22 protein-coding genes are annotated in these 19,313 nt (G+C 63.6%); 10 read left to right on the plus strand and 12 right to left on the minus strand.

Annotated elements, in window-relative coordinates; genetic code table 11:
* Window positions 1-112 precede the first annotated feature (112 nt).
* The 3 genes from AWB68_RS06510 to xseA all read right to left on the minus strand — a co-directional run bounded on the left by AWB68_RS06510 (window position 113) and on the right by xseA (window position 2,844).
* A complete protein-coding gene (locus tag AWB68_RS06510) occupies window positions 113-532 on the minus strand; it encodes a DUF1801 domain-containing protein (protein ID WP_087643534.1) in 420 nt (139 codons plus the stop codon).
* Window positions 533-687: 155 nt separating this feature from the next.
* Window positions 688-1,269, minus strand: coding sequence for a superoxide dismutase [Fe] (gene sodB, locus AWB68_RS06515; protein WP_087643535.1), 582 nt, complete (start codon window positions 1,267-1,269; stop codon window positions 688-690).
* Window positions 1,270-1,476: 207 nt separating this feature from the next.
* Window positions 1,477-2,844 carry an exodeoxyribonuclease VII large subunit gene (gene xseA / locus AWB68_RS06520; protein WP_087643635.1) on the minus strand — a complete coding sequence of 456 codons (1,368 nt, stop codon included), beginning with the start codon at window positions 2,842-2,844 and terminating at the stop codon, window positions 1,477-1,479.
* A 177-nt stretch (window positions 2,845-3,021) separates the two neighbouring features.
* Between xseA and AWB68_RS48150 the strand changes: the two genes are divergently transcribed.
* From AWB68_RS48150 to AWB68_RS06545, 6 genes are all read left to right on the plus strand, one after another.
* Complete coding sequence (locus AWB68_RS48150; protein ID WP_160109979.1) at window positions 3,022-3,168, plus strand: hypothetical protein; 147 nt, start codon at window positions 3,022-3,024, stop codon at window positions 3,166-3,168.
* A gap of 128 nt (window positions 3,169-3,296) precedes the next feature.
* The gene (lpxK, locus tag AWB68_RS06525; RefSeq protein WP_087643536.1) at window positions 3,297-4,313 is read left to right on the plus strand and encodes a tetraacyldisaccharide 4'-kinase; all 1,017 of its coding nucleotides are present in this window, start codon (window positions 3,297-3,299) and stop codon (window positions 4,311-4,313) included.
* Entirely contained in the window at window positions 4,294-4,500 is a 207-nt protein-coding gene (locus AWB68_RS06530) for a Trm112 family protein (protein ID WP_087643537.1), read from the plus strand. Before lpxK ends, AWB68_RS06530 begins: the two co-directional genes overlap by 20 nt.
* Window positions 4,501-4,516: 16 nt before the next feature.
* Window positions 4,517-5,314 carry a 3-deoxy-manno-octulosonate cytidylyltransferase gene (kdsB, locus tag AWB68_RS06535; RefSeq protein ID WP_087643538.1) on the plus strand — a complete coding sequence of 266 codons (798 nt, stop codon included), beginning with the start codon at window positions 4,517-4,519 and terminating at the stop codon, window positions 5,312-5,314.
* A 292-nt stretch (window positions 5,315-5,606) separates the two neighbouring features.
* On the plus strand, window positions 5,607-6,269 hold the full coding sequence (gene adk, locus AWB68_RS06540) for an adenylate kinase (RefSeq protein WP_087643539.1): 663 nt from the start codon (window positions 5,607-5,609) through the stop codon (window positions 6,267-6,269).
* Window positions 6,270-6,443: 174 nt separating this feature from the next.
* A complete protein-coding gene (locus AWB68_RS06545; protein ID WP_087643540.1) occupies window positions 6,444-7,202 on the plus strand; it encodes a 3-hydroxyacyl-CoA dehydrogenase in 759 nt (252 codons plus the stop codon).
* 79 nt (window positions 7,203-7,281) lie between these two features.
* Here the strand turns inward: AWB68_RS06545 and AWB68_RS06550 are convergent, their stop codons facing one another.
* On the minus strand, window positions 7,282-8,127 hold the full coding sequence (locus tag AWB68_RS06550) for a SirB1 family protein (protein WP_087643541.1): 846 nt from the start codon (window positions 8,125-8,127) through the stop codon (window positions 7,282-7,284).
* Complete coding sequence (gene murJ, locus AWB68_RS06555) at window positions 8,127-9,677, minus strand: murein biosynthesis integral membrane protein MurJ (protein WP_087643542.1); 1,551 nt, start codon at window positions 9,675-9,677, stop codon at window positions 8,127-8,129. The genes AWB68_RS06550 and murJ overlap by 1 nt, the downstream gene beginning before the upstream one ends.
* A 400-nt stretch (window positions 9,678-10,077) precedes the next feature.
* Between murJ and rpsT the strand changes: the two genes are divergently transcribed.
* A complete protein-coding gene (gene rpsT, locus AWB68_RS06560) occupies window positions 10,078-10,356 on the plus strand; it encodes a 30S ribosomal protein S20 (RefSeq protein WP_087643543.1) in 279 nt (92 codons plus the stop codon).
* Window positions 10,357-10,494: 138 nt separating this feature from the next.
* Here the strand turns inward: rpsT and AWB68_RS06565 are convergent, their stop codons facing one another.
* Window positions 10,495-10,827 carry a DUF3579 domain-containing protein gene (locus AWB68_RS06565; RefSeq protein ID WP_125482888.1) on the minus strand — a complete coding sequence of 111 codons (333 nt, stop codon included), beginning with the start codon at window positions 10,825-10,827 and terminating at the stop codon, window positions 10,495-10,497.
* 482 nt (window positions 10,828-11,309) lie between these two features.
* On the opposite strand from AWB68_RS06565, the gene argF reads away from it, so the two are divergent.
* Together argF and AWB68_RS06580 are read left to right on the plus strand one after the other, a co-directional pair.
* A complete protein-coding gene (gene argF / locus AWB68_RS06575) occupies window positions 11,310-12,239 on the plus strand; it encodes an ornithine carbamoyltransferase (RefSeq protein WP_087643636.1) in 930 nt (309 codons plus the stop codon).
* A 141-nt stretch (window positions 12,240-12,380) separates the two neighbouring features.
* A complete protein-coding gene (locus AWB68_RS06580; protein WP_087643546.1) occupies window positions 12,381-13,610 on the plus strand; it encodes an argininosuccinate synthase in 1,230 nt (409 codons plus the stop codon).
* A 70-nt stretch (window positions 13,611-13,680) separates the two neighbouring features.
* Here AWB68_RS06580 and murB read toward each other — a convergent pair whose 3' ends face one another.
* Window positions 13,681-14,697 (minus strand): UDP-N-acetylmuramate dehydrogenase, encoded by a 1,017-nt coding sequence (gene murB / locus AWB68_RS06585; protein ID WP_087643547.1) that lies wholly within the window; start codon window positions 14,695-14,697, stop codon window positions 13,681-13,683.
* Window positions 14,698-14,827: 130 nt separating this feature from the next.
* Here murB and AWB68_RS06590 point away from each other — a divergent pair, with 130 nt between their 5' ends.
* Window positions 14,828-15,313: a YajQ family cyclic di-GMP-binding protein gene (locus tag AWB68_RS06590; RefSeq protein ID WP_087643548.1), complete on the plus strand. Its 486-nt coding sequence runs from the start codon at window positions 14,828-14,830 to the stop codon at window positions 15,311-15,313.
* 47 nt (window positions 15,314-15,360) lie between these two features.
* On the opposite strand, the gene plsY is transcribed toward AWB68_RS06590, so the two are convergent.
* The 5 genes from plsY to queG form a co-directional block, all read right to left on the minus strand.
* Window positions 15,361-15,984 carry a glycerol-3-phosphate 1-O-acyltransferase PlsY gene (gene plsY, locus AWB68_RS06595; RefSeq protein ID WP_087643549.1) on the minus strand — a complete coding sequence of 208 codons (624 nt, stop codon included), beginning with the start codon at window positions 15,982-15,984 and terminating at the stop codon, window positions 15,361-15,363.
* Window positions 15,985-16,023: 39 nt separating this feature from the next.
* Window positions 16,024-16,515 (minus strand): Cys-tRNA(Pro) deacylase, encoded by a 492-nt coding sequence (ybaK, locus tag AWB68_RS06600; protein ID WP_087643637.1) that lies wholly within the window; start codon window positions 16,513-16,515, stop codon window positions 16,024-16,026.
* Between the two features lie 107 nt (window positions 16,516-16,622).
* On the minus strand, window positions 16,623-17,552 hold the full coding sequence (gene xerD, locus AWB68_RS06605) for a site-specific tyrosine recombinase XerD (RefSeq protein ID WP_087643550.1): 930 nt from the start codon (window positions 17,550-17,552) through the stop codon (window positions 16,623-16,625).
* On the minus strand, window positions 17,549-18,019 hold the full coding sequence (locus AWB68_RS06610) for a methylated-DNA--[protein]-cysteine S-methyltransferase (protein ID WP_087643638.1): 471 nt from the start codon (window positions 18,017-18,019) through the stop codon (window positions 17,549-17,551). The genes xerD and AWB68_RS06610 overlap by 4 nt, the downstream gene beginning before the upstream one ends.
* Before the next feature lie 7 nt (window positions 18,020-18,026).
* On the minus strand, window positions 18,027-19,295 hold the full coding sequence (gene queG, locus AWB68_RS06615) for a tRNA epoxyqueuosine(34) reductase QueG (RefSeq protein ID WP_087643551.1): 1,269 nt from the start codon (window positions 19,293-19,295) through the stop codon (window positions 18,027-18,029).
* Between the last annotated feature and the right edge of the window lie 18 nt (window positions 19,296-19,313).

Genomic DNA, 19,313 nt, shown 5'->3' on the forward strand with positions numbered 1-19,313 from the left:
CTGCTTTCTTTGCTTACTTTCTTTGCAGCAGCAAAGAAAGTGAGTCCCGCCCCGGACAGGGGCAGAGCTAATAAACCAAAACCAATACAAGTTTCATGGAAGCACGAGCGCATCAACCGTCTTCACTTTTGACTACCCTCGCCCGCTTACTCACCGGCGCGTTCTTCTTCAATTTGGTCTGGTTAAATTCAATCGCAGCGCGGACGAGATTTTTCAGAGCACGCGCATCCACCTTGTCGCCCTCGAAAAAATCGATCGCGCGCCGCGCGTTGCCTTCGAGGCCTGCGTTGAACAGCTTGTCGGGGTCGGCCAGGCCCGCGCCGTGGGCAAAGGTCAGCTTCACCTTGCCCTTGTGGGCATTGGCGACCGCGATCATTCCGTCGCGAGACCACACCGGGCTTCCCATCCACTTCCATTCCTCGATGATTTCCCGGTCGGATTCGAGGATGCACTTGCGGATGCTGGCAAACGTCTTGCCCCGCCAATCCGTGAGTCCAGCGATCAACTCGTCGATATTTTCTGATGGATTCATGGATGTTTATGCCTCGAATTCCGGTCCCGCTTCACGCGGCTACCATCAAGCGAATGCCTACAAAAAAGCCCTCGCGACGGAGGGCTTTCAAACAAACGACGGCATCTAAAGTTTAACGCCGCTTCCAGACTTTATCGTCACGGAACAACCCGCGTTTACGCCCCGAAATTCTTCGCGGCAAAATCCCAGTTCACGATGTTCCAGTAAGCCTCGACAAACTTCGGACGCGCATTGCGATAGTCGATGTAGTAAGCGTGTTCCCATACGTCGATCGTCAGCAGCGCCTTCGAATCGGAGGTGAGCGGCGTGGCGGCATTGCTCGTCGACACGATGTCGAGCGAGCCGTCCGTCTTCTTCACGAGCCATGCCCAACCCGAGCCGAACGTCCCGACGGCGACCTTGGCGAACTCTTCCTTGAACTTGTCATAGGAGCCCCACTTGGCGTTGATCGCGTCGCCGAGTGCGCCCGACGGAGCGCCGCCGCCGTTCGGCGACAGGCTGTTCCAGAAGAACGTGTGATTCCAGATTTGCGCTGCGTTGTTGAACACACCACCCGACGCCTTCTTGACGATCTCTTCGAGCGACAGGTTCTCGAATTCGGTGCCCGGAATCAACTTGTTCAGGTTCGTCACATAGGTCTGGTGATGCTTGCCGTAGTGGTACTCAAGCGTTTCTTCCGACATGTGCGGTGCCAGGGCGTTCTTGTCGAACGGCAGCGGCGGGAGCGTATGTTCCATGGTGCGTGCTTCCTTCTATGTTGATTGTGGGGATCTGAGGAGTGAGGCAGTGGAGCAATGGATTGTAGGCGAGTTGGAATAACCCCGCAAACCGCATGCCCTTTATGAGCAGGATCGCTTTCAGGGTGTTTTTAACGGCGTAAAAAGTGCTCGGCCACCTCAATTCGCAGGCGTCAAAAATACGTGCCGACGATCGGGAAACGCGGCTCAGAACTCGTCGGTGAGACGCGGCTGCACGTCGGCGAGCAGCACGTCGGCGGTGCCCTCGGCGAGATGCACCGTCAACGGACGCTTCGGTTTCAACGCGCCCGGCGTGCGCACCGCGCGGCCGGTTTGCGCATCGATCAGCGCGGCATAGCCGCGTTCCAGTGTGCGCCGCGGACTCAGCACCTGCAAGCGCGCCGACAATTCCGACACGCGTGCCGCCGCGCGTTCCTGCTGCCGGCCCTGCGATGCACGCAATCGCTGCGCCACCCGCATCAGGTGTTCGCGCTCGGCATCGAGGTCCGGACGCCAGCGCTGCCAGCGCAGCCGCACGAGCGCAAAGCGCGCGCGGGCGTCGCGCACCGGACGGGCACCCGCGGACGAAAGGCGCGTCGCCAGTTGCCGCAGATGCGCGCGCTGCCGCTCGAGCCGTTCCGCCGGGCTCACGAGCCGTCGCGCGAGCCAGTCGAGTTGCTGCGCGCGGCGCTCCATCATCCGGCCAAAGCCGCGCGCGAGCGTCGCGTGGCGCTGATCGAGATCGCGCAGCAGCAGCACGCGCTGCGGACTGACGAGTTCGGCGGCGGCCGTGGGCGTCGGCGCGCGAACGTCGGCGGCGAAGTCGGCGATCGTGAAATCGGTCTCGTGGCCGACGCCGCTCACCACCGGCAGCGCACTCTCGGCGATCGCGCGGGCGAGCACTTCCTCGTTGAACGCCCACAAATCCTCGATCGACCCGCCGCCCCGGCAGACGATCAGCACGTCCACCTCGCGCCGCGCATTGGCCGCGTCGACCATCGCGGCGAGCTTTACGCTCACGCCCGCGCCCTGCACCGGGGCGGGATAAATGATGACGGGAATATGCGGCGCGCGGCGGCAGAGCGTCGTCAGCACGTCGCGCAACGCGGCCGCCTGCAATGACGTGACAATGCCGATTGCGCGCGGATGCGTCGGCAGCGCGCGCTTTCTCTCGGGAGCGAACAGGCCTTCGCTTTCGAGCTGCGCCTTGAGCCGCAGGAACGCTTCGAAGAGCCGCCCCTGCCCGGTGCGGCGCACGGCTTCGACGTTGAGCTGCAATTCGCCGCGCGGCTCGTACATCGTGACGAGCGCGCGCACTTCGATCTTGTCGCCTTCGCGCGGCGTGAACTCGGCGTACTGCGCGCGGCCGCGGAACATGACGCAGCGCATCTGCGCCTGCGCGTCCTTGATCGAGAAATACCAGTGACCGCTCGCGGCGCGCGTGAAGTTCGAAACTTCGCCCGACACCCAGACGAGCGGAAACGACCGTTCGAGCAGGCTGCCAATCGCGCGGTTCAGCACGGAAACGGGGACGACGGCATCGCCGCCTTGCTGCGACAGAGGATCGGAAATCATGGAAAGTGGGAATTCGGGCAGACCGGACGGACGATACGCCATTCGGCTATCGAAGGCGAAATAAAGGCCGGGAGTGTATCAAGTGTCCACACAGAAGGACTTACCGACGCGCGCGGCAGATCGGCTTCGCAGGCCCGTACGATGGTTTTATGCCGTTGATTTAAAAGGAAAATATTTATGGAATCGTTCGCATCGTCGAAGCAACTCTTTCCAGAAGCGGTTTCTCGCGATTTCGCGCGCGAGTTCTTCACAGAGTTATCCACAGGCTGTGGAGACATCGCGCACGGCGAACGACGACTGGCGCATGCGGCCTGCCCGCGCTAGAGTGCCGGCTTCGAGGCCCGGACCACGCAGCAGGTCCGGTCGATCAAGCTTCTGGAGACCCGTGCCGATGCAGAATCCGTCGCAACCGTCACGGTTGGCCGCCGCGTCCAGCGAAAACAAGGCGGTTCATGTCTGAATTCAAGCCGCCGATTGAAAATTTCCTCGCGCGCGAGTGGCGCAAGCGCAGCTATGTCGCCTGGGCGCTCACGCCGTTCGCGTGCCTCTTCGGCGCCGTCGCCGCGACGCGCCGCGCGCTGTTCGAACTCGGCTGGATGAAGCGGGTGGACGTCGGCGTGCCGGTGGTGATCGTCGGCAACGTGACGGTCGGCGGGACCGGCAAGACGCCGACCGTGATCGCGCTCGTCGAGGCGCTGCGTGGCGCCGGCTTCCAGCCGGGCGTCGTGTCGCGCGGCTATGGCGCGAAGGTCGCGCAGCCGACGAGCGTCACGGCAGCGAGTTCAGCCGACAAAGTCGGCGACGAGCCGCTCCTGATCGCGCGTCGCACGCACGCGCCGGTGTTCGTGTGCCCGGATCGCGTGGCCGCGGCGCAGGCGTTGCTCAAGGCGAATCCGTCCGTCGACGTGATCGTGAGCGACGACGGCCTGCAGCACTACCGTCTCGCACGCGCGTTCGAACTCGTGGTGTTCGACGACCGTCTCGGCGGCAACAACTTCCTGCTGCCGGCGGGGCCGCTGCGCGAGCCGATGTCGCGCCGGCGTGACGCGACGCTCATCAACAGCCCCTACGAGCGCACGCTGCCGCCGTGGCCGAACACGTTCTCGCTCGACCTCCAGCCCGGCGACGCCTGGCTGCTCGACAACCCGGCCGTGCGCCGGCCGCTTGCGCAGTTCGCGGGCGACCGCGTCGCGGCGGCAGCGGGCATCGGTTCGCCCGAGCGCTTCTTCGCGACGCTGCGGGCGGCGGGCATCACGCCCGCGACGCGCGCGTTCCCCGATCACTACTCGTATCGCGACAATCCGTTCGCCGGCATCGACGCCGATTCGATCCTGATCACCGAGAAGGATGCAGTAAAATTCGGGGCCTGGCGTGACGCGCGCATCTGGGTCGTTCCGGTCGAAGCCGTGCTCAAACCCCGCCTCATCGCTCTTGTTGTGGAGAAACTTCGTGGACGCACGCCTGCTTGAAATCCTCGTTTGCCCGATCTGCAAGGGCCCGCTCACTTACGATCGCGCGGCGCAGGAACTCATCTGCAGCGCGGACAAGCTCGCCTACCCGATCCGCGACGGCATCCCCGTGATGCTCGCCGACGAGGCGCGGCAGACCGTCGAAGGCACGCTGGTCGAGCCGACCAAGCCGTCCAGCGGAAACTGAAACCGAGTCTCGCCCCATGAGCGCTTCCCCGTCCTTTGTCGCCGTGATTCCCGCGCGCCTCGCGTCCACGCGGCTGCCGAACAAGCCGCTCGCCGACATCGGCGGCAAGCCGATGGTCGTGCGCGTCGCGGAACGCGCGCGCCTCTCGGGCGCACAGCAGGTACTGATCGCGACCGATTCGCAGCGTGTCGTCGAGGTGGCGAACGAGCATGGCATCGAGGTGCTGCTCACGCGCGCCGATCATCCGAACGGCACCGATCGCCTCGCGGAAGTCGCGACGCACTTCGGCTGGAGCGACGACACGATCGTCGTCAACGTGCAGGGCGACGAACCGCTGATCGACCCGCAACTCGTGCGCGATGTCGCGGCGCATCTGGCGGCGCATCCATCCTGCGCGATCGCGACCGCGGCCCACCCGATCCACGATCCCGCCGACGTGTTCAGCCCGAACGTCGTGAAGGTCGTGCTCGATGCGAAGAGCGTCGCGCTCTATTTCTCGCGCGCTCCGATTCCCTGGTCGCGCGATGCGTGGCAAGCACAGTGGCCCGACGTCGGCGCGCTCTCGGCGCTCTCCGCCGTGCCGCCGAACGTGCTGCGCCACATCGGCCTCTACGCATACCGCGCGAAGTTCCTGCGCGTGTATCCGACGCTCGCGCAGGCGCCGATCGAGGAAGCCGAAGCGCTCGAACAACTGCGCGCGCTCTGGCATGGCGAGCGCATCGCGGTGCTCGTCACGAACGATGCGCCGCCGCCGGGCGTCGATACGCCGGCCGATCTGGCGCGCGTGCAGGCGCTCTTCAGCAACGAAAGCTGAAGCCACGCCGAGCTGCGTCGACGCAACTCGTGTAAACCCCCGCTCACGCCCGCATAGCGGGCATCACAGCCGTTTTTAGCGGCCGCGATTGTGACAAGCCATGGCATAATCAAACGATTAGCGCGAGCCATCCGGTCAGCGCCACGCTCAATGTTGCGCCGCTGTCGACTGGTGCCGCGCCGTCTCTCCGACCGGCTGCGCCGCCATGTTTCCGACGCCGCACGAGCGCCGCGTCACCGGATGCATTTCAAGCCTCGCGACGCAGGTTTCAATACGATTCGGAGATAGCATCATGCGTTTGATCCTGTTGGGCGCCCCCGGCGCGGGCAAGGGCACCCAGGCAAACTTCATCAAGGAAAAGTTCGGCATTCCGCAGATCTCGACGGGCGACATGTTGCGCGCGGCGGTGAAGGCTGGCTCGCCGCTCGGCGTCGAAGCGAAGCGTTACATGGACGCCGGCGAACTCGTCCCCGACACGCTCATCATCAATCTCGTGAAGGAACGCCTGCAGCAGCCAGACTGCGCGAACGGCTATCTGTTCGACGGCTTTCCGCGCACGCTGCCGCAAGCCGAGGCGATGAAGGACGCGGGCGTCGCGATCGATTACGTGCTGGAGATCGACGTTCCGTTCGACGAAATCATCCTGCGCATGAGCGGGCGCCGCGTGCATGCCGCATCGGGCCGCACGTACCACATCAAGTTCAATCCGCCGAAGAACGACATGGTCGACGACGTGACCGGCGAGCCGCTGATCCAGCGTGTCGACGACAAGGAAGAGACCGTGAAGAAGCGGCTCGACGTGTATGTCGCGCAGACGAAGCCGCTGATCCAGTACTACAACGACTGGGCCGCGAGCGGCGCCGCGAACGGCCTGAAGGCGCCGGAATACCGGAAGATCCTGGGACTCGGCACCGTCGATGAAATCCGCGATCGCGCGTTCGATGCATTGAAGTAAGCGCATTCGGCGCTTGGGTGCCGCCGCCGAGTGCGGCGCACGGAAACCCGCTCCCTGTGAGCGGGTTTTGTTTTTCTGCCTGTCACAAGGCGAAAACGCGCGAAGTCAGCGGCTACAATCGACGACCTGAAACGCTTCAACACGCAACGAGACATTTAGCAAAGGGAGTGAGACATGGAGATTCAAGGCAACGTCGTCCTGATTACGGGCGGCGCATCGGGACTGGGCGCGGCAACCGCGCGCCTCGTGACGGAGCACGGCGGCAAAGTGGTGCTCGCCGACATGAACGAAGCGGCGGGCGAAGCGCTCGCGAAAGAACTCGGCGGCGTCTTCGTCAAATGCGATGTGAGCCAGGAAGCCGACGGCCAGCAAGCCGTCAATGCCGCGACGCAACTCGGCAGCCTGCGCGGCCTCGTGAATTGCGCGGGCGTGGCGCCGGCATCGAAGACGGTCGGCCGTGACGGGCCTCACCCGCTCGACCTGTTCTCGAAGACGATCGCGGTCAATCTCATCGGCACGTTCAACATGATCCGGCTCGCGGCGACGGCGATGTCGAAGAACGAGCCGAACGCGGCGGGCGAGCGCGGCGTGATCGTCAGCACGGCTTCGGTCGCGGCCTTCGACGGCCAGATCGGCCAGGCGGCCTATGCGGCGTCGAAAAGCGGCGTCGCGGGCATGACGCTGCCGATCGCGCGCGATCTCTCGCGCAACGCGATCCGCGTGATGACGATCGCGCCGGGCATCTTCGAAACGCCGATGCTGCTCGGCATGCCGCAGGAAGTGCAGGACGCGTTGGGCGCGATGGTGCCGTTCCCTTCGCGGCTCGGCAAGCCGGCCGAGTTCGCCATGCTCGTCAAGCAGATCTTCGACAACCCGATGCTGAACGGCGAAGTCATTCGTCTCGACGGCGCGATACGGATGCAGCCGAAGTAACGCGCGTTGAATGAAGCAAATGAAAACGGCGGCCTGCATATGCAAAGGCCGCCGTTTTTTTTAAAGCTCGAGCGCAATGTCAATCGCCGTTGTGCTGCGTGCGCTGCCTGAGTTCGTGCAACTCGGTTTCCACGACGGTCGCATCTTCCGCTTCGGGCCGGTCGTCGAGATAGCGCTGGAGATCTTCCAGTGCCGGGCGCAGGTAATCGAGCCGCGCATACGCGAAGCCGCGGTCACGCACTTCCTCGATGCTCTCCGGCAGCAGGATCACGAGCCGCTGCTGGACCGCCAGCAGCCGCTGCCAGCGTTCCGTCTGCAAATACACGCTCTTCAGGTTGCGCAGCATCCGCGCGACGATTTCACGGCGCGTCGCCGGTTGCAGCAGCATGCGCAGCGCGCTTCCGAGCGATTCGCCGACGCGCTGCACATACGGCTCCAGCATCTCCACCATCTGCGATTCGGACAGCGAGTGGCCGGTCGTCGGATCGAGCATGACGTCGCCGTCGGGCGTGGTCACGCGCAGCAGGAAATGCCCGGGAAACGACACGCCGCGCACCGGAATGCCGAGTTGCTCGGCCATCTCCAGATACACGACGGCAAGCGAAATCGGAATCCCGCGACGCCGCTTCAGCACGACATTCAGATGGCTGTTGTCGGGATCGTAATAGTCGTTGAGATTGCTCGTGAAACCGAGTTCACGAAAGAAATAGCGATTGAGCACGCCGACCTTCTGCTTGATGTCGGCGTCGTCGGGCATGCGACGGCGCACGCGCACGACGAGCTCATCGACTTCGGCGAGCACGCCCTGCAAGTCGAGGTCGGGATAGGCGTCCTGCGCGAGCGACAGAGCCGATTCGGTGAGCGGAAGAGTCTCGTCTTCCGCCACGAGCGAGCTGAAATAGTCGAGGATTCGCGTTGTCGTCATCAAAGCGTTCGCCTTCGGAAATACGCGTATTTGAAACCCATCGCGGACAGCATACCGAAATATAGCGCGGCGAACAGAACCAGGCTTGCCCCGAGCAGCACAATTCGTTCGAGCGGCACCGCGCGCATGCCGATCCAGTCGAAGTTGATCGCCACCCAGCGCATCACGCCCGCGAGCACGAGACATGCGCCGATCAACTGCGCGAAAAAGCGCGCCCATCCCGCGGACGGCTGGTAAATGCCGCGTTTGCGCAGGCCGAAGAAAAGCAGCAGCGCATTGGCGAGCGCGCCGAGGCCGATCGAAAGCGTCAGTCCCGCGTGCGAAAAAATCGGCACGAAGATGTAGTTGCTGACCTGCGTCATGACCAGCACGCCGATCGCGATCTTCACCGGCGTCTTGATGTCCTGCTTCGCGTAGAAGCCGGGCGCGAGGATCTTGATGAGGATGAGTCCGACGAGCCCGATGCCATACGCGGACAGCGCCCGGCCAACCATGACGACCGAATGCGCATCGAATTTTCCGTAGTCGAACAGCGTCGCGGTGAGCGGCTCGGCGAAGAAGAACAGCGCGACGGCGCTCGGCGCAGCGAGCAGGAACGTGATGCGCAGGCCCCAGTCGAGCAGCGCGGAGTATTCGACCGGATCGGCATCGACGTGCGCCTTCGAGAGGCTCGGCAGCAGGATCGTGCCGAGCGCCGCGCCGAGCAGCGCGGTCGGGAATTCCATCAGACGATCGGCGTAGTTGATCCACGAGACGGCGCCCTGCCCGATCTGCGAGGCGATGTTGGTATTGATGATGAGGCTCAGTTGTCCGACGGAAACGGCGAACGTCGCGGGCACCATCTTGATGAGCACGCGCTTGACGCCGGGGTGTCTCAGCGCGCGGAAGAAATTCAGCCCGATGCGCGGGATCATGTCGATCTTCTTGAGCCCCGGCAGTTGCACGAGAAACTGCAACACCCCGCCGACGATCACCGCATACGCCAGCGCGAAAACAGGCACCTTCAGGTGCGGCGCGACGAACACGGCCGCCGCGATGAACGACACGTTCAGCAGCACCGGCGCGAATGCGGGCAGCGAAAACTGCTTGTAGGTGTTGAGCACGCCGGAGGCGAGCGTCGTCAGCGAGATGAAGATGATGTAGGGGAACATGATCCGCGTCATGTGCACCGCGAGGACATAGGCCTGTCCGTCGTGCCTGAGGCCGGACGCCACCGCGAATACGACCCACGACGCGCCCGCCACGCCCGCCAGCGACAGCACGGCGAGGCCCCAGGCGAGAACGGTGGACATCGCGTCGACGAGCGCCTTGGTCGGGTCGTGGCCTTCCGTGTTCTTGAACTCGGCGAGGATCGGCACGAAGGCCTGTGCGAACGCGCCTTCCGCCGACAGCCGCCGCAGCAGGTTCGGGATCCGGAAGGCGACGTAAAATGCGTCGGTGAACTGGCTGGCGCCGAAGGCTCGGGCAATCAGCGTTTCGCGGACCAGGCCGGTCACGCGGGACAGCAGCGTGAAGCCGCTGACCGTCAGGAGGGCGCGGAATAGATTCATGGGGCGCTTATTATACGGGCCGCGCTCGGAGGATTCCGATCGGCCACTTACAAAGGCGCGTGCGAACTCCGACGGTGTTGAACCGGGAGCAAGCCTTACTGGCCCCGCTCGATTTTTCGAGGATAAATTGGTCGAACAGTTTTAGCGGGCGGATAATCCGCGCTTGTCACATCTCGTATTTCGTTGCTATAATCGCCGGTTTCGAAGCTCCACAAAGGCAGCTTCACGTCTTTTTTCGACGATTTTTGCGCTCCCGGGCAATCGTTCCCGTGAGTTCCGATCAAGGCAGCGCGTAGGAAACACCCTCGTCTGGTCAGCGGCCAGAGCAGTAGTGGCAGGTGCAAGAGGGCTGAACACTCGCTGAAACAAGTAAACAGCTGGAACAGGATAAGGAACCGTCATGGCAAATTCCGCACAAGCTCGCAAGCGCGCCCGTCAGGCCGCCAAAGCAAACTCGCACAACTCGGCATTGCGCTCGAAGTTCCGCACCGCCATCAAGGCAGTTCGCAAGGCAATCGATGCCGGCGATCAGGCCAAGGCTGCTGAGCTGTACAAGACGTCGGTCAAGACGATCGACATCATCGCCGACAAGCGCATCGTTCACAAGAACAAGGCCGCTCGCCACAAGAGCCGCCTGGCTGCAGCCATCAAGGGTCTGCAAGCTCCCGCAGCTCAGTAATTCCGGCTCGCTGGCCGGCTGGATCGGAAGCCTCGACAGCGTCGGGGCAACTGAAATTCAGTCGGCCGCCGCCTCCTGTTTCCGCTGCCGCAGTATCGAAAAAGCCCGCTTTCGCGGGCTTTTTTGCGTTCTGGCGCTTCAGGCTTGCTTCGTCTGCGTGCCGTGATGCGGCGGCAGTTCGCACGCTTCGGTGACGAGCAGATCGTTATCCTTCGCGAAGTTCATGACGAAGTCGAACGCCATCGGCTCGATGTCGCGCAACCGCGAGTCGAGGATCACGGTCTTGATGTTGCCAAGCATCGTCGGGCGGACATACACGGAGTATTGCAGGCGGGCATTCGGCCCTTTCGCCCCGGGACCGAATGCCGACATCACGCCGCACAGGCGCTCGCACCAGTCGCTCGGCCGAAATGTCCTGCCGCTCTTGGTGACGCCCTGGATGAAGTACTCGGTCGGGATTGTTTCGGCCATGTAGGAAACCCTGTTTGACGGCCGGCGGAGGCGCCGGCGAACGCGCATGTATGACGCCGCTCGGGGCCGACCGGCGTCGGATACGGCTTTCGCGGTTCTGCCTCGTGATCTGACTGCCCTGCTTGCTTCAGACTTCGTCGGCGCGGCGCCGATCTGGAAACCTGCGCGTCGCACGCGTTTCGATTGCACGTTTCCGATGAGACGAACCTCGCGCCGCGAACACGCGTTGGAAGCTGCCTGATATGAACAACTGCATGACAAATCTGTCAAAAAAACCATCGGGATTATACCGCAGCGCCCCTCCTTCCGCAGTGCACACAAAGGCGCGGACGCGCTTGCCGCGCGCCGTCGCGGGCGCTTGCGAGCGTCAAGGCCAACTCGTCAAACGATGCGAAATCCTTTATGCTCAAACGTGATACCACCAACGACGGCGGCGCCGTCCGGCTTATTCCGAGCCGGGTCGAAGCCGCCGTATGCGTTTCATGACCTCAAAAAAAATTCGCCACTACCTGCAGTTCAAGGACTTCTCGCTCGACGATTACGACTACGTCCTCGAACGTGCGCGCATCCTCAAGCGCAAGTTCAAGAGCTACGAGACGTATCACCCGCTGCACGACCGCACGCTTGCGATGATCTTCGAAAAGAATTCGACGCGCACGCGTCTCTCGTTCGAAGCCGGCATCTTTCAGCTCGGCGGCCACGCGGTGTTTCTCAGCACGCGCGACACGCAACTCGGACGCGGTGAGCCGATCGAGGACGCGGCGCAAGTCGTCTCGCGGATGGTCGACATCATCATGATCCGCACCTTCGGCCAGGAGATCATCGAGCGTTTCGCCGAAAATTCGCGCGTGCCGGTGATCAACGGCCTGACCAACGAGTATCACCCGTGCCAGGTGCTGGCCGACATCTTCACGTACTACGAGCACCGCGGGCCGATTGGCGGCAAGACGGTCGCGTGGGTCGGCGATGCCAACAACATGCTCTATACGTGGATCGAGGCCGCACACATCCTCGGTTTCAAGTTGCGCCTGTCGACGCCGCCCGGCTACAAGCTCGACCGCGCGCTGGTGTCCGAAGATAGCGCGCCGTCCTTCGAGGAATTCGACGACCCGAACGAAGCGTGCGCCGGCGCCGATCTCGTCACCACCGACGTCTGGACCAGCATGGGCTTCGAAGCCGAGAACGAGGCGCGCAAGAAGGCGTTCGCCGACTGGTGCGTCGACGGCGAGATGATGGCGCGCGCCCACCCGGACGCCCTTTTCATGCACTGCCTGCCCGCGCATCGCGGCGAGGAAGTGAGCGCGGAAGTGATCGACGGACCGCAAAGCGTCGTCTGGGACGAAGCGGAAAACCGTCTGCACGTCCAAAAAGCGCTGATGGAATATCTGCTGCTCGGCAAGCTCAATCACTAACGCGCCTCGGCAACCCGCACGGGCGTTCAGCCGCCGCGTCATCCTGAAAATGCGGAAACGCGGCCATTTAATGTCAAAATGGCGGTTTTCCCGCGCGTTTGCGATGCCGGCGCGCCCCGTCTCCAGCCACACGAGTTCACCATGAGCGATATCAAGAAAGTCGTGCTCGCCTATTCGGGCGGCCTCGACACCTCCGTCATCCTGAAATGGTTGCAGGACAACTACGACGCCGAAGTCGTCACGTTCACAGCCGACATCGGCCAGGGCGAAGAACTCGAGCCGGCGCGCAAGAAAGCGCTGCAACTCGGCATCAAGCAGGAAAACATCTTTATTGAAGACTTGCGCGAGGAGTTCGTGCGCGATTTCGTCTTCCCGATGTTCCGCGCGAACACGATCTACGAAGGCGAGTATCTGCTCGGCACGTCGATCGCGCGTCCGCTGATCGCGAAGCGCCAGATCGAGATCGCGCGCGCGAGCGGCGCGGAAGCCGTGTCGCACGGCGCGACCGGCAAGGGCAACGACCAGGTTCGCTTCGAACTCGGCTATTACGGCCTCGAGCCGGGCATCAAGGTGATCGCGCCGTGGCGCGAATGGGACTTGCTCTCGCGTGAAAAGCTGCTCGCGTACGCGGAAAAAGCCGGCATCCCGATCGAAATGAAGCACAAGCAAGGCGGCGCGCCATATTCGATGGACGCGAACCTGCTGCACATCTCGTTCGAAGGCCGTCACCTCGAAGACCCGAAGGCGGAAGCCGAAGCCGACATGTGGCGCTGGACCGTCGCGCCGGAAGATGCGCCGGATCAGCCTGAATATCTCGACATCGAATTCGAACACGGCGATCCGGTTGCGCTGAACGGCAAGCGTCTGTCGGCGGCCGAGATGCTGACGGAACTCAACCGGCTGGGCGGCAAGCACGGCATCGGGCGCCTGGATCTCGTCGAGAACCGCTATGTCGGCATGAAATCGCGCGGCTGCTATGAAACGCCGGGCGGAACGATCATGTTGAAGGCGCATCGCGGTATCGAGTCGATCACGCTCGATCGCGAAGTCGCGCACCTGAAGGACGACCTGATGCCGCGCTACGCCTCGCTGATTTACAACGGCTACTGGTGGAGCCCGGAGCGCCACGCGCTGCAGGTGCTGATCGACCACACGCAGGCGAAGGTCAACGGCTGGACGCGCGTGAAGCTGTACAAGGGCAGCGTGTCGGTGGTGGCGCGCGATTCGAAGGAAACGCTGTTCGACAAGAACATCGCCACGTTCGACGACGACGGCGGCGCATACAACCAGGCCGACGCCGGCGGATTCATCAAGCTCAACGCGCTGCGCATGCGGATCGCGGAGAATGCGCGCCGCAAGCGTGGCGGCTGATTCTTCTTCGATCTGCTATTTCTGATGCAAAAAACCCGCCAATTGGCGGGTTTTTTGTTGGCCGGCGTGCTCAGAGACAGACCGGCTCGGCTTCCAGTTCGACATCGAAGCGCGCGAGCACGTCGCGCTTGATCGCGTTCGCGAGTTCGAGCACCTGCGCGCCCGTCGCGCCGCCCCGATTCACCAGCACGAGCGCCTGCCGGTCGTGCACGGCGGCGCCACCGATCGCGCGCCCCTTCCACCCGCACCGGTCGATCAGCCAGCCAGCGGCGAGCTTGACGAGTCCGTCGGGCTGCCGGTACGACACGACGTCGGGTTCGCGCTTTTGCAGCGCTTCGAAAGCCTGCGCGCTCATCACCGGATTCTTGAAGAAACTGCCCGCGTTGCCGAGCACCTTCCAGTCCGGCAGCTTGGCCTGCCGCACGGCGACGACCGCATCGAAGATGGCTTGCGCGTCGCGCTTGCCCGATCCTTCGAGCGCACGCGCGACGTCGGCATAATCGGCGCGCGGCGTCCAGGCTTTCGGCAGGCGAAACACCACCGACGTGATCACGAACCGCCCGCGCCCTGCCCGCTTGAAAAAACTGTCGCGATAGCCGAACGCGCAGGCATCGCGATCGAACTCGTGTGCCAGGCCCGTCGCCAGTTCGATTGCGCGCAGTCGCTCGAAGCGTTCGCCCATTTCGAGCCCGTAGGCGCCGATGTTCTGGATCGGCGCGGCGCCCACCGTGCCGGGAATCAGCGCCAGGTTTTCGAGCCCGGGCATGCCTTCGGCCAACGTCCACGCGACGAAGTCGTGCCAGTTCTCGCCCGCGCCTGCTTCGACGAGCCAGGCGTCGCCGTGTTCCTCGATCACGCGCTTGCCGGGAAGACCGACCAGCAGCGCGACGCCGTCGAAATCGCGCGTCAGCACGACGTTGCTGCCGCCGCCAAGCACGAGTTGCGGCAGGTTCGCGATGCGCGTGTCCCGCGCGAGCGCCGCGACTTGCGCTTCGCTTTCGAGCTTCATCGCGTAGCGGGCGCTGACGTCGAAACCGAATGTGTTGTGCGCGCGAAGCGAGTAGCCGGCGATGAGGGACTGAGCCATGAAAAACCGCGTGAGGAAAAGAGGCGTCCGTGGGAAAACCGGGACGGCATCGGTAGAATGACGTTCGGTCCGTGATTATAGCGAGTGCGCACCTGCGACCCGCGCCTCGCCTCAACGAAGGGGAAGACAGATGCCATCGTTTGACGTCGTCAGCGAAGCAAACATGATCGAGGTGAAGAACGCACTCGAGCAGTCGAACAAGGAAATTTCCACGCGCTTCGACTTCAAGGGTTCCGACGCGCGCGTCGAGCAAAAGGAGCGCGAACTGACGCTCTACGCCGACGACGACTTCAAGCTCGGCCAGGTGAAGGACGTGCTGCTCTCGAAGCTGGCGAAGCGCAACGTCGACGTGCGGTTCCTCGACTACGGCAAGATCGAGAAGATCGGCGGCGACAAGCTCAAGCAGGTCGTGACGATCAAGAAAGGCGTGACGGGCGACCTGGCGAAGAAGATCGTCAAGCTCGTGAAGGACAGCAAGATCAAGGTGCAGGCGAGCATTCAGGGCGACGCGGTGCGCATCGCCGGCACGAAGCGCGATGATTTGCAAAGCACGATCGCGATGCTGAAGAAGGATGTGACGGAGACGCCGCTAGACTTCAACAATTTCCGCGATTGAACGGACATTGCCTTACGCAAAAGCCGCCCTCGAGGCGGCTTTTTTTGTCACTCCGCCGCCTGAGCGGCACGTTTTTTATCGCCGATACGGCTTTCCTGCCCGTTGAGCAGCTTCGAAATATTCCCCCGATGCCGCCAGATCAATAGCGCGCTCATCGCCGCGACCGCCAGCGAAATGCGGCCTGGCCCGAACAGGAACACCTGGAAAAACGGCGCGAATACGGCCGCGACGAGGGCCGCGAGCGACGAATAGCGGAAAAAGAACGCGATGATGAGCCACGTCAGCAAGGTGGCAACGCCGAGCGCCGGATGGATCGCGAGCAGCACGCCCGCCGCGGTCGCCACGCCCTTGCCGCCCTGGAACCTGAAGAAGACCGGATACAAGTGACCCAGGAACACGGCGATGGCGGCCAGCGCGATCGCCGTGCTGTCCAGCCCGAAGCGCGCGCCGAAATGCACGACCAGCCATACCGGCAGCCAGCCCTTGAACGCGTCGCCGAGTAGCGTGAGGATCGCCGCGAGCTTGTTGCCGGTGCGCAGCACGTTGGTCGCGCCGGGGTTGCCCGAGCCATAGGAGCGCGGATCGGCGAGGCCCATCGCGCGGCTCACGACGACCGCGAAGGAAATCGAGCCGATCAGGTAGGCGGCAATGGCGACGATCAGATTGTTCATGGTGTCAGCTTGTTCAACGTGTCGGGAGTGGCGCGCATTTTAGTCGACGCTCGCGCACTGGACGGCTTTCGCACGCAGCAGTTCGGTCAGCACCGACGGCCTGATGCTCACCAGATAGCCGCGCCGCCCGCCGTTCAGATAAATCGTGTCGAGATCGAGGATGCTCGCTTCGACGTAGACCGGCATCGCCTTCTTCGTGCCGAACGGCGACGTTCCGCCGACCAGAAACCCCGAATGACGGTTCGCCACTTCCGGCTTGCACGGCTCGATGCGCTTCGCGCCCGTCTGTCGTGCAAGGTTTTTCGTCGATACGGTGCGGTCGCCGTGCATCAGCACGATCAGCGGCTTCGCGTGCTCGTCTTCCATGACGAGCGTCTTGATGACGCGATGTTCGTCGACGCCGAGCTGGCGCGCCGATTCCTCGGTGCCGCCATGCTCGACATACTCGTAAGGATGCTCGCCGAACTCGACCTTGTTGCGCCGCAGGAACTGCGTCGCGGGCGTTTCGGACACGTGTTTTGCCTTGGACATGTGCGCATTGTAGCGGCGCCGATCCGCGCTCACCATCGGCCGAACGGTCTATTGCGCGCGGCGCCGCGAGCGTGGCACGATCGTTCGCAAGCGTCGAGTGAGCAGCGCTAGCCGCGCGGATGATGCTGCTGATGAAGCGCCCTCAGGCGTGCGCGTGCGACGTGCGTGTAGATTTGCGTGGTCGAGATGTCGGAGTGGCCGAGCAGCATCTGCACGACGCGCAGGTCGGCGCCGTGATTGAGCAGGTGCGTGGCAAACGCGTGACGCAACGTGTGGGGCGAAAGCGGCGCATTCACGCCGCCGACGAGCGCATGGCGCTTTATGATGTTCCAGAACTGCTGGCGCGTCATGCCCTCGCCGCGTGCGGTGACGAAGAGCGCATCGGCAGCGCGCGCGCCGAGCAACGCCGGGCGCGACTCGCGCAAATACCGCTCGATCCAGCTATGCGCCGTCTGGCCGAACGGGACCAGGCGCTCCTTCGAGCCCTTGCCCATCACGCGCAAGACGCCGTCGTTCAGGCTGATCTCGACCGTTTTCAGCGTGACCAGTTCGGTCACGCGCAGGCCGCTCGCGTACATCAGTTCGAGCATCGTGCGGTCGCGCAGTCCGAGCGACGTCTCGATGTCGGGCGCATGCAGCAGCGCTTCGACCTGCGTTTCGTTGAGCGTCTTGGGAAAGCGCGGCGGCTGTTTTGCCGAGCGCAGCTTCAACGTGGGATCGGCGGCCGTGCGATGCTCGCGCAGCGCCCACGCGTAGTAGCGCCGGAAGACGGAAAGGCGCCGGTTCGCCGAGGTCGCCTTGTCGCTGCGCCGCGCCGCCATATAGCCGTTCATGTCGGCTTCGGTGGTCGCGTCGATCGTGCCGCCGCGCGTCTTCGACAACCACTCGGCGAACAGCATGAGATCGCGCCGGTACGCTTCGAGCGTGTTCTTCGCGAGTCCGTGTTCGAGCCATAGCGCATCGCAAAAGAGATCGATCGACGTGTTGCTCGCGGCGAATTCGGGCGCCTGCGTGTCTTCTGAGAGTTCGGTGCTCATGCGATCGATACGCCTTCATGCGCCAGCAGCCAGCGCTTTACGTCGGTGAAAAAATTGGCGCCTGCGTGATGCGCGAAGCCGCCGAGGCCGCTCGCCGCCACCACGCGATGACACGGCACCACGATAGGCAGCGGGTTCGAGCCGCACGCCTGCCCGACCGCCCGGGGCACGCTGCCGATCGCATTCGCAAGCTGCCCGTAGGTCCAGACTTCGCCGGGAGGAATGCTGCTGATCGCCTGCCATACGCGCCGCTGGAACGCCGTCCCGCGCGAAGCGAGCGGCAGGTCGAAATGCATCGAAGCCTCGATCAAATAGCGCTGAATCTGCCTGGCCGCTTCGCGCGCGAGCGGCGAGTCCGGCTCGATGATATCGGTCGATGCCGGCAAGTAGACGATTTCGCGCACGGAAGAAGCGTCGGTTCGAATCCCGACCTTGCCGAACGGCGCATTGATTATCGCGTTATAGATCATCGCTTCACTCCTCGATACAAGAGCGCAACGCCCATTCGACATGCTCGCGTACCACCGCTGACGCATCGTCGGCGCGCGCACGCAGCGCGTCGACGATCGCGGCCCGCTCCTCGCGACCCAGTTCGGCGCGCAACGCGTTGCCCATCGCCACCGCGATATTGCGCAGCCACCGCTCGTAGCCGATGCGCCGGATCGCGCTGCCCTGCATCCTGACATCGAAGTCGGCGGCGCTCCAGCCGAACAGATCGACAAGCGACGCGCGGTCGAGCCCGTGCCGCACGTCGAAGTCGGCGACCGGCGCGGCCTGCGCGAACTTGTTCCACGGACACACGAGCTGGCAGTCGTCGCAGCCATACACGCGATTGCCGATCAACGGCCGCAGATCCTCGGGGATGCTGCCCGCAAGCTCGATGGTCAGGTACGAGATGCAGCGCCGCGCATCGACGCGATACGGCCCGACGATCGCGCCCGTCGGACACGCCGCGATACATCGCGTGCACTGGCCGCAGTGCGCGCCGTCGTGCTCCGGGGCGCTCGATGGGTTCGTCGCCGCGTCGGGAGGCAGCGGTATGTCGACGTAGATCTCGCCGAGAAAGAACAGCGATCCGGCGTCACGCTGCAACAGCAGCGTGTGCTTGCCGCGCCAGCCGACGCCCGCCTTCTGCGCCAGCGCGACTTCCAGTACCGGCGCCGAGTCGGTGAACGCGCGATAGCCGAAGTGCCCGATCTCGTCTTCGATGCGCGCCGCCAGTTGCTGCAAGCGGTTTCGCATGACCTTGTGATAGTCGCGTCCACGCGCGTAGATCGATACCACGGCAGCGGTCGGATCAGCGAGCCGCGACCATTCGATCGCGCGCCAGTCGTTGCGCTGGCTCGTGTGTCCGCCGTGTCCACCTCGACCTGTCGTGACGCTTTCGTCGCCCTGGCTTGCGAGCGTCGACGCGGGCAGATAGGCGATCCGCGCAGTGATGACGCGTCGCGTGCCGGCCACAAGCTCGGCCGGCCTTGCGCGTTTCATGCCATGTTTCGCCATATAATCCATTTCGCCGTGATAGCCTGCTTCGAGCCATGACGCCAGGCCTTCCTCGGCTTCCGTCAAGTCGGCATCGCTGATCCCGACAGCACCGAACCCCAGCTCGCGCCCCCACGTCTTGATGCGTTGCGCGAGTTCCGCCAGCGCGGCTTCGTCGTGGATATCGAAGGCGCGCATGTCAGCGGCGGCGTTCCCGGACGCGGCCGTGACTTCGATGGAGTGTTCCGGCAATCGGTTCATTACGACATTTTACGAGCA

The organism is Caballeronia choica (assembly GCF_001544535.1).
In the GTDB taxonomy this organism is placed as follows: domain Bacteria; phylum Pseudomonadota; class Gammaproteobacteria; order Burkholderiales; family Burkholderiaceae; genus Caballeronia; species Caballeronia choica.

Coding starts and splice junctions, on each gene's coding strand:
- AWB68_RS06510 (WP_087643534.1), bottom strand. CDS start 532: ATGAATCCATCAGAAAATATCGACGAGTTGATCGCTGGACTCACGGAT.
- sodB (WP_087643535.1), bottom strand. CDS start 1,269: ATGGAACATACGCTCCCGCCGCTGCCGTTCGACAAGAACGCCCTGGCA.
- xseA (WP_087643635.1), bottom strand. CDS start 2,844: ATGATTTCCGATCCTCTGTCGCAGCAAGGCGGCGATGCCGTCGTCCCC.
- AWB68_RS48150 (WP_160109979.1), top strand. CDS start 3,022: ATGGAATCGTTCGCATCGTCGAAGCAACTCTTTCCAGAAGCGGTTTCT.
- lpxK (WP_087643536.1), top strand. CDS start 3,297: ATGTCTGAATTCAAGCCGCCGATTGAAAATTTCCTCGCGCGCGAGTGG.
- kdsB (WP_087643538.1), top strand. CDS start 4,517: ATGAGCGCTTCCCCGTCCTTTGTCGCCGTGATTCCCGCGCGCCTCGCG.
- adk (WP_087643539.1), top strand. CDS start 5,607: ATGCGTTTGATCCTGTTGGGCGCCCCCGGCGCGGGCAAGGGCACCCAG.
- AWB68_RS06545 (WP_087643540.1), top strand. CDS start 6,444: ATGGAGATTCAAGGCAACGTCGTCCTGATTACGGGCGGCGCATCGGGA.
- AWB68_RS06550 (WP_087643541.1), bottom strand. CDS start 8,127: ATGACGACAACGCGAATCCTCGACTATTTCAGCTCGCTCGTGGCGGAA.
- murJ (WP_087643542.1), bottom strand. CDS start 9,677: ATGAATCTATTCCGCGCCCTCCTGACGGTCAGCGGCTTCACGCTGCTG.
- rpsT (WP_087643543.1), top strand. CDS start 10,078: ATGGCAAATTCCGCACAAGCTCGCAAGCGCGCCCGTCAGGCCGCCAAA.
- AWB68_RS06565 (WP_125482888.1), bottom strand. CDS start 10,827: ATGGCCGAAACAATCCCGACCGAGTACTTCATCCAGGGCGTCACCAAG.
- argF (WP_087643636.1), top strand. CDS start 11,310: ATGACCTCAAAAAAAATTCGCCACTACCTGCAGTTCAAGGACTTCTCG.
- AWB68_RS06580 (WP_087643546.1), top strand. CDS start 12,381: ATGAGCGATATCAAGAAAGTCGTGCTCGCCTATTCGGGCGGCCTCGAC.
- murB (WP_087643547.1), bottom strand. CDS start 14,697: ATGGCTCAGTCCCTCATCGCCGGCTACTCGCTTCGCGCGCACAACACA.
- AWB68_RS06590 (WP_087643548.1), top strand. CDS start 14,828: ATGCCATCGTTTGACGTCGTCAGCGAAGCAAACATGATCGAGGTGAAG.
- plsY (WP_087643549.1), bottom strand. CDS start 15,984: ATGAACAATCTGATCGTCGCCATTGCCGCCTACCTGATCGGCTCGATT.
- ybaK (WP_087643637.1), bottom strand. CDS start 16,515: ATGTCCAAGGCAAAACACGTGTCCGAAACGCCCGCGACGCAGTTCCTG.
- xerD (WP_087643550.1), bottom strand. CDS start 17,552: ATGAGCACCGAACTCTCAGAAGACACGCAGGCGCCCGAATTCGCCGCG.
- queG (WP_087643551.1), bottom strand. CDS start 19,295: ATGAACCGATTGCCGGAACACTCCATCGAAGTCACGGCCGCGTCCGGG.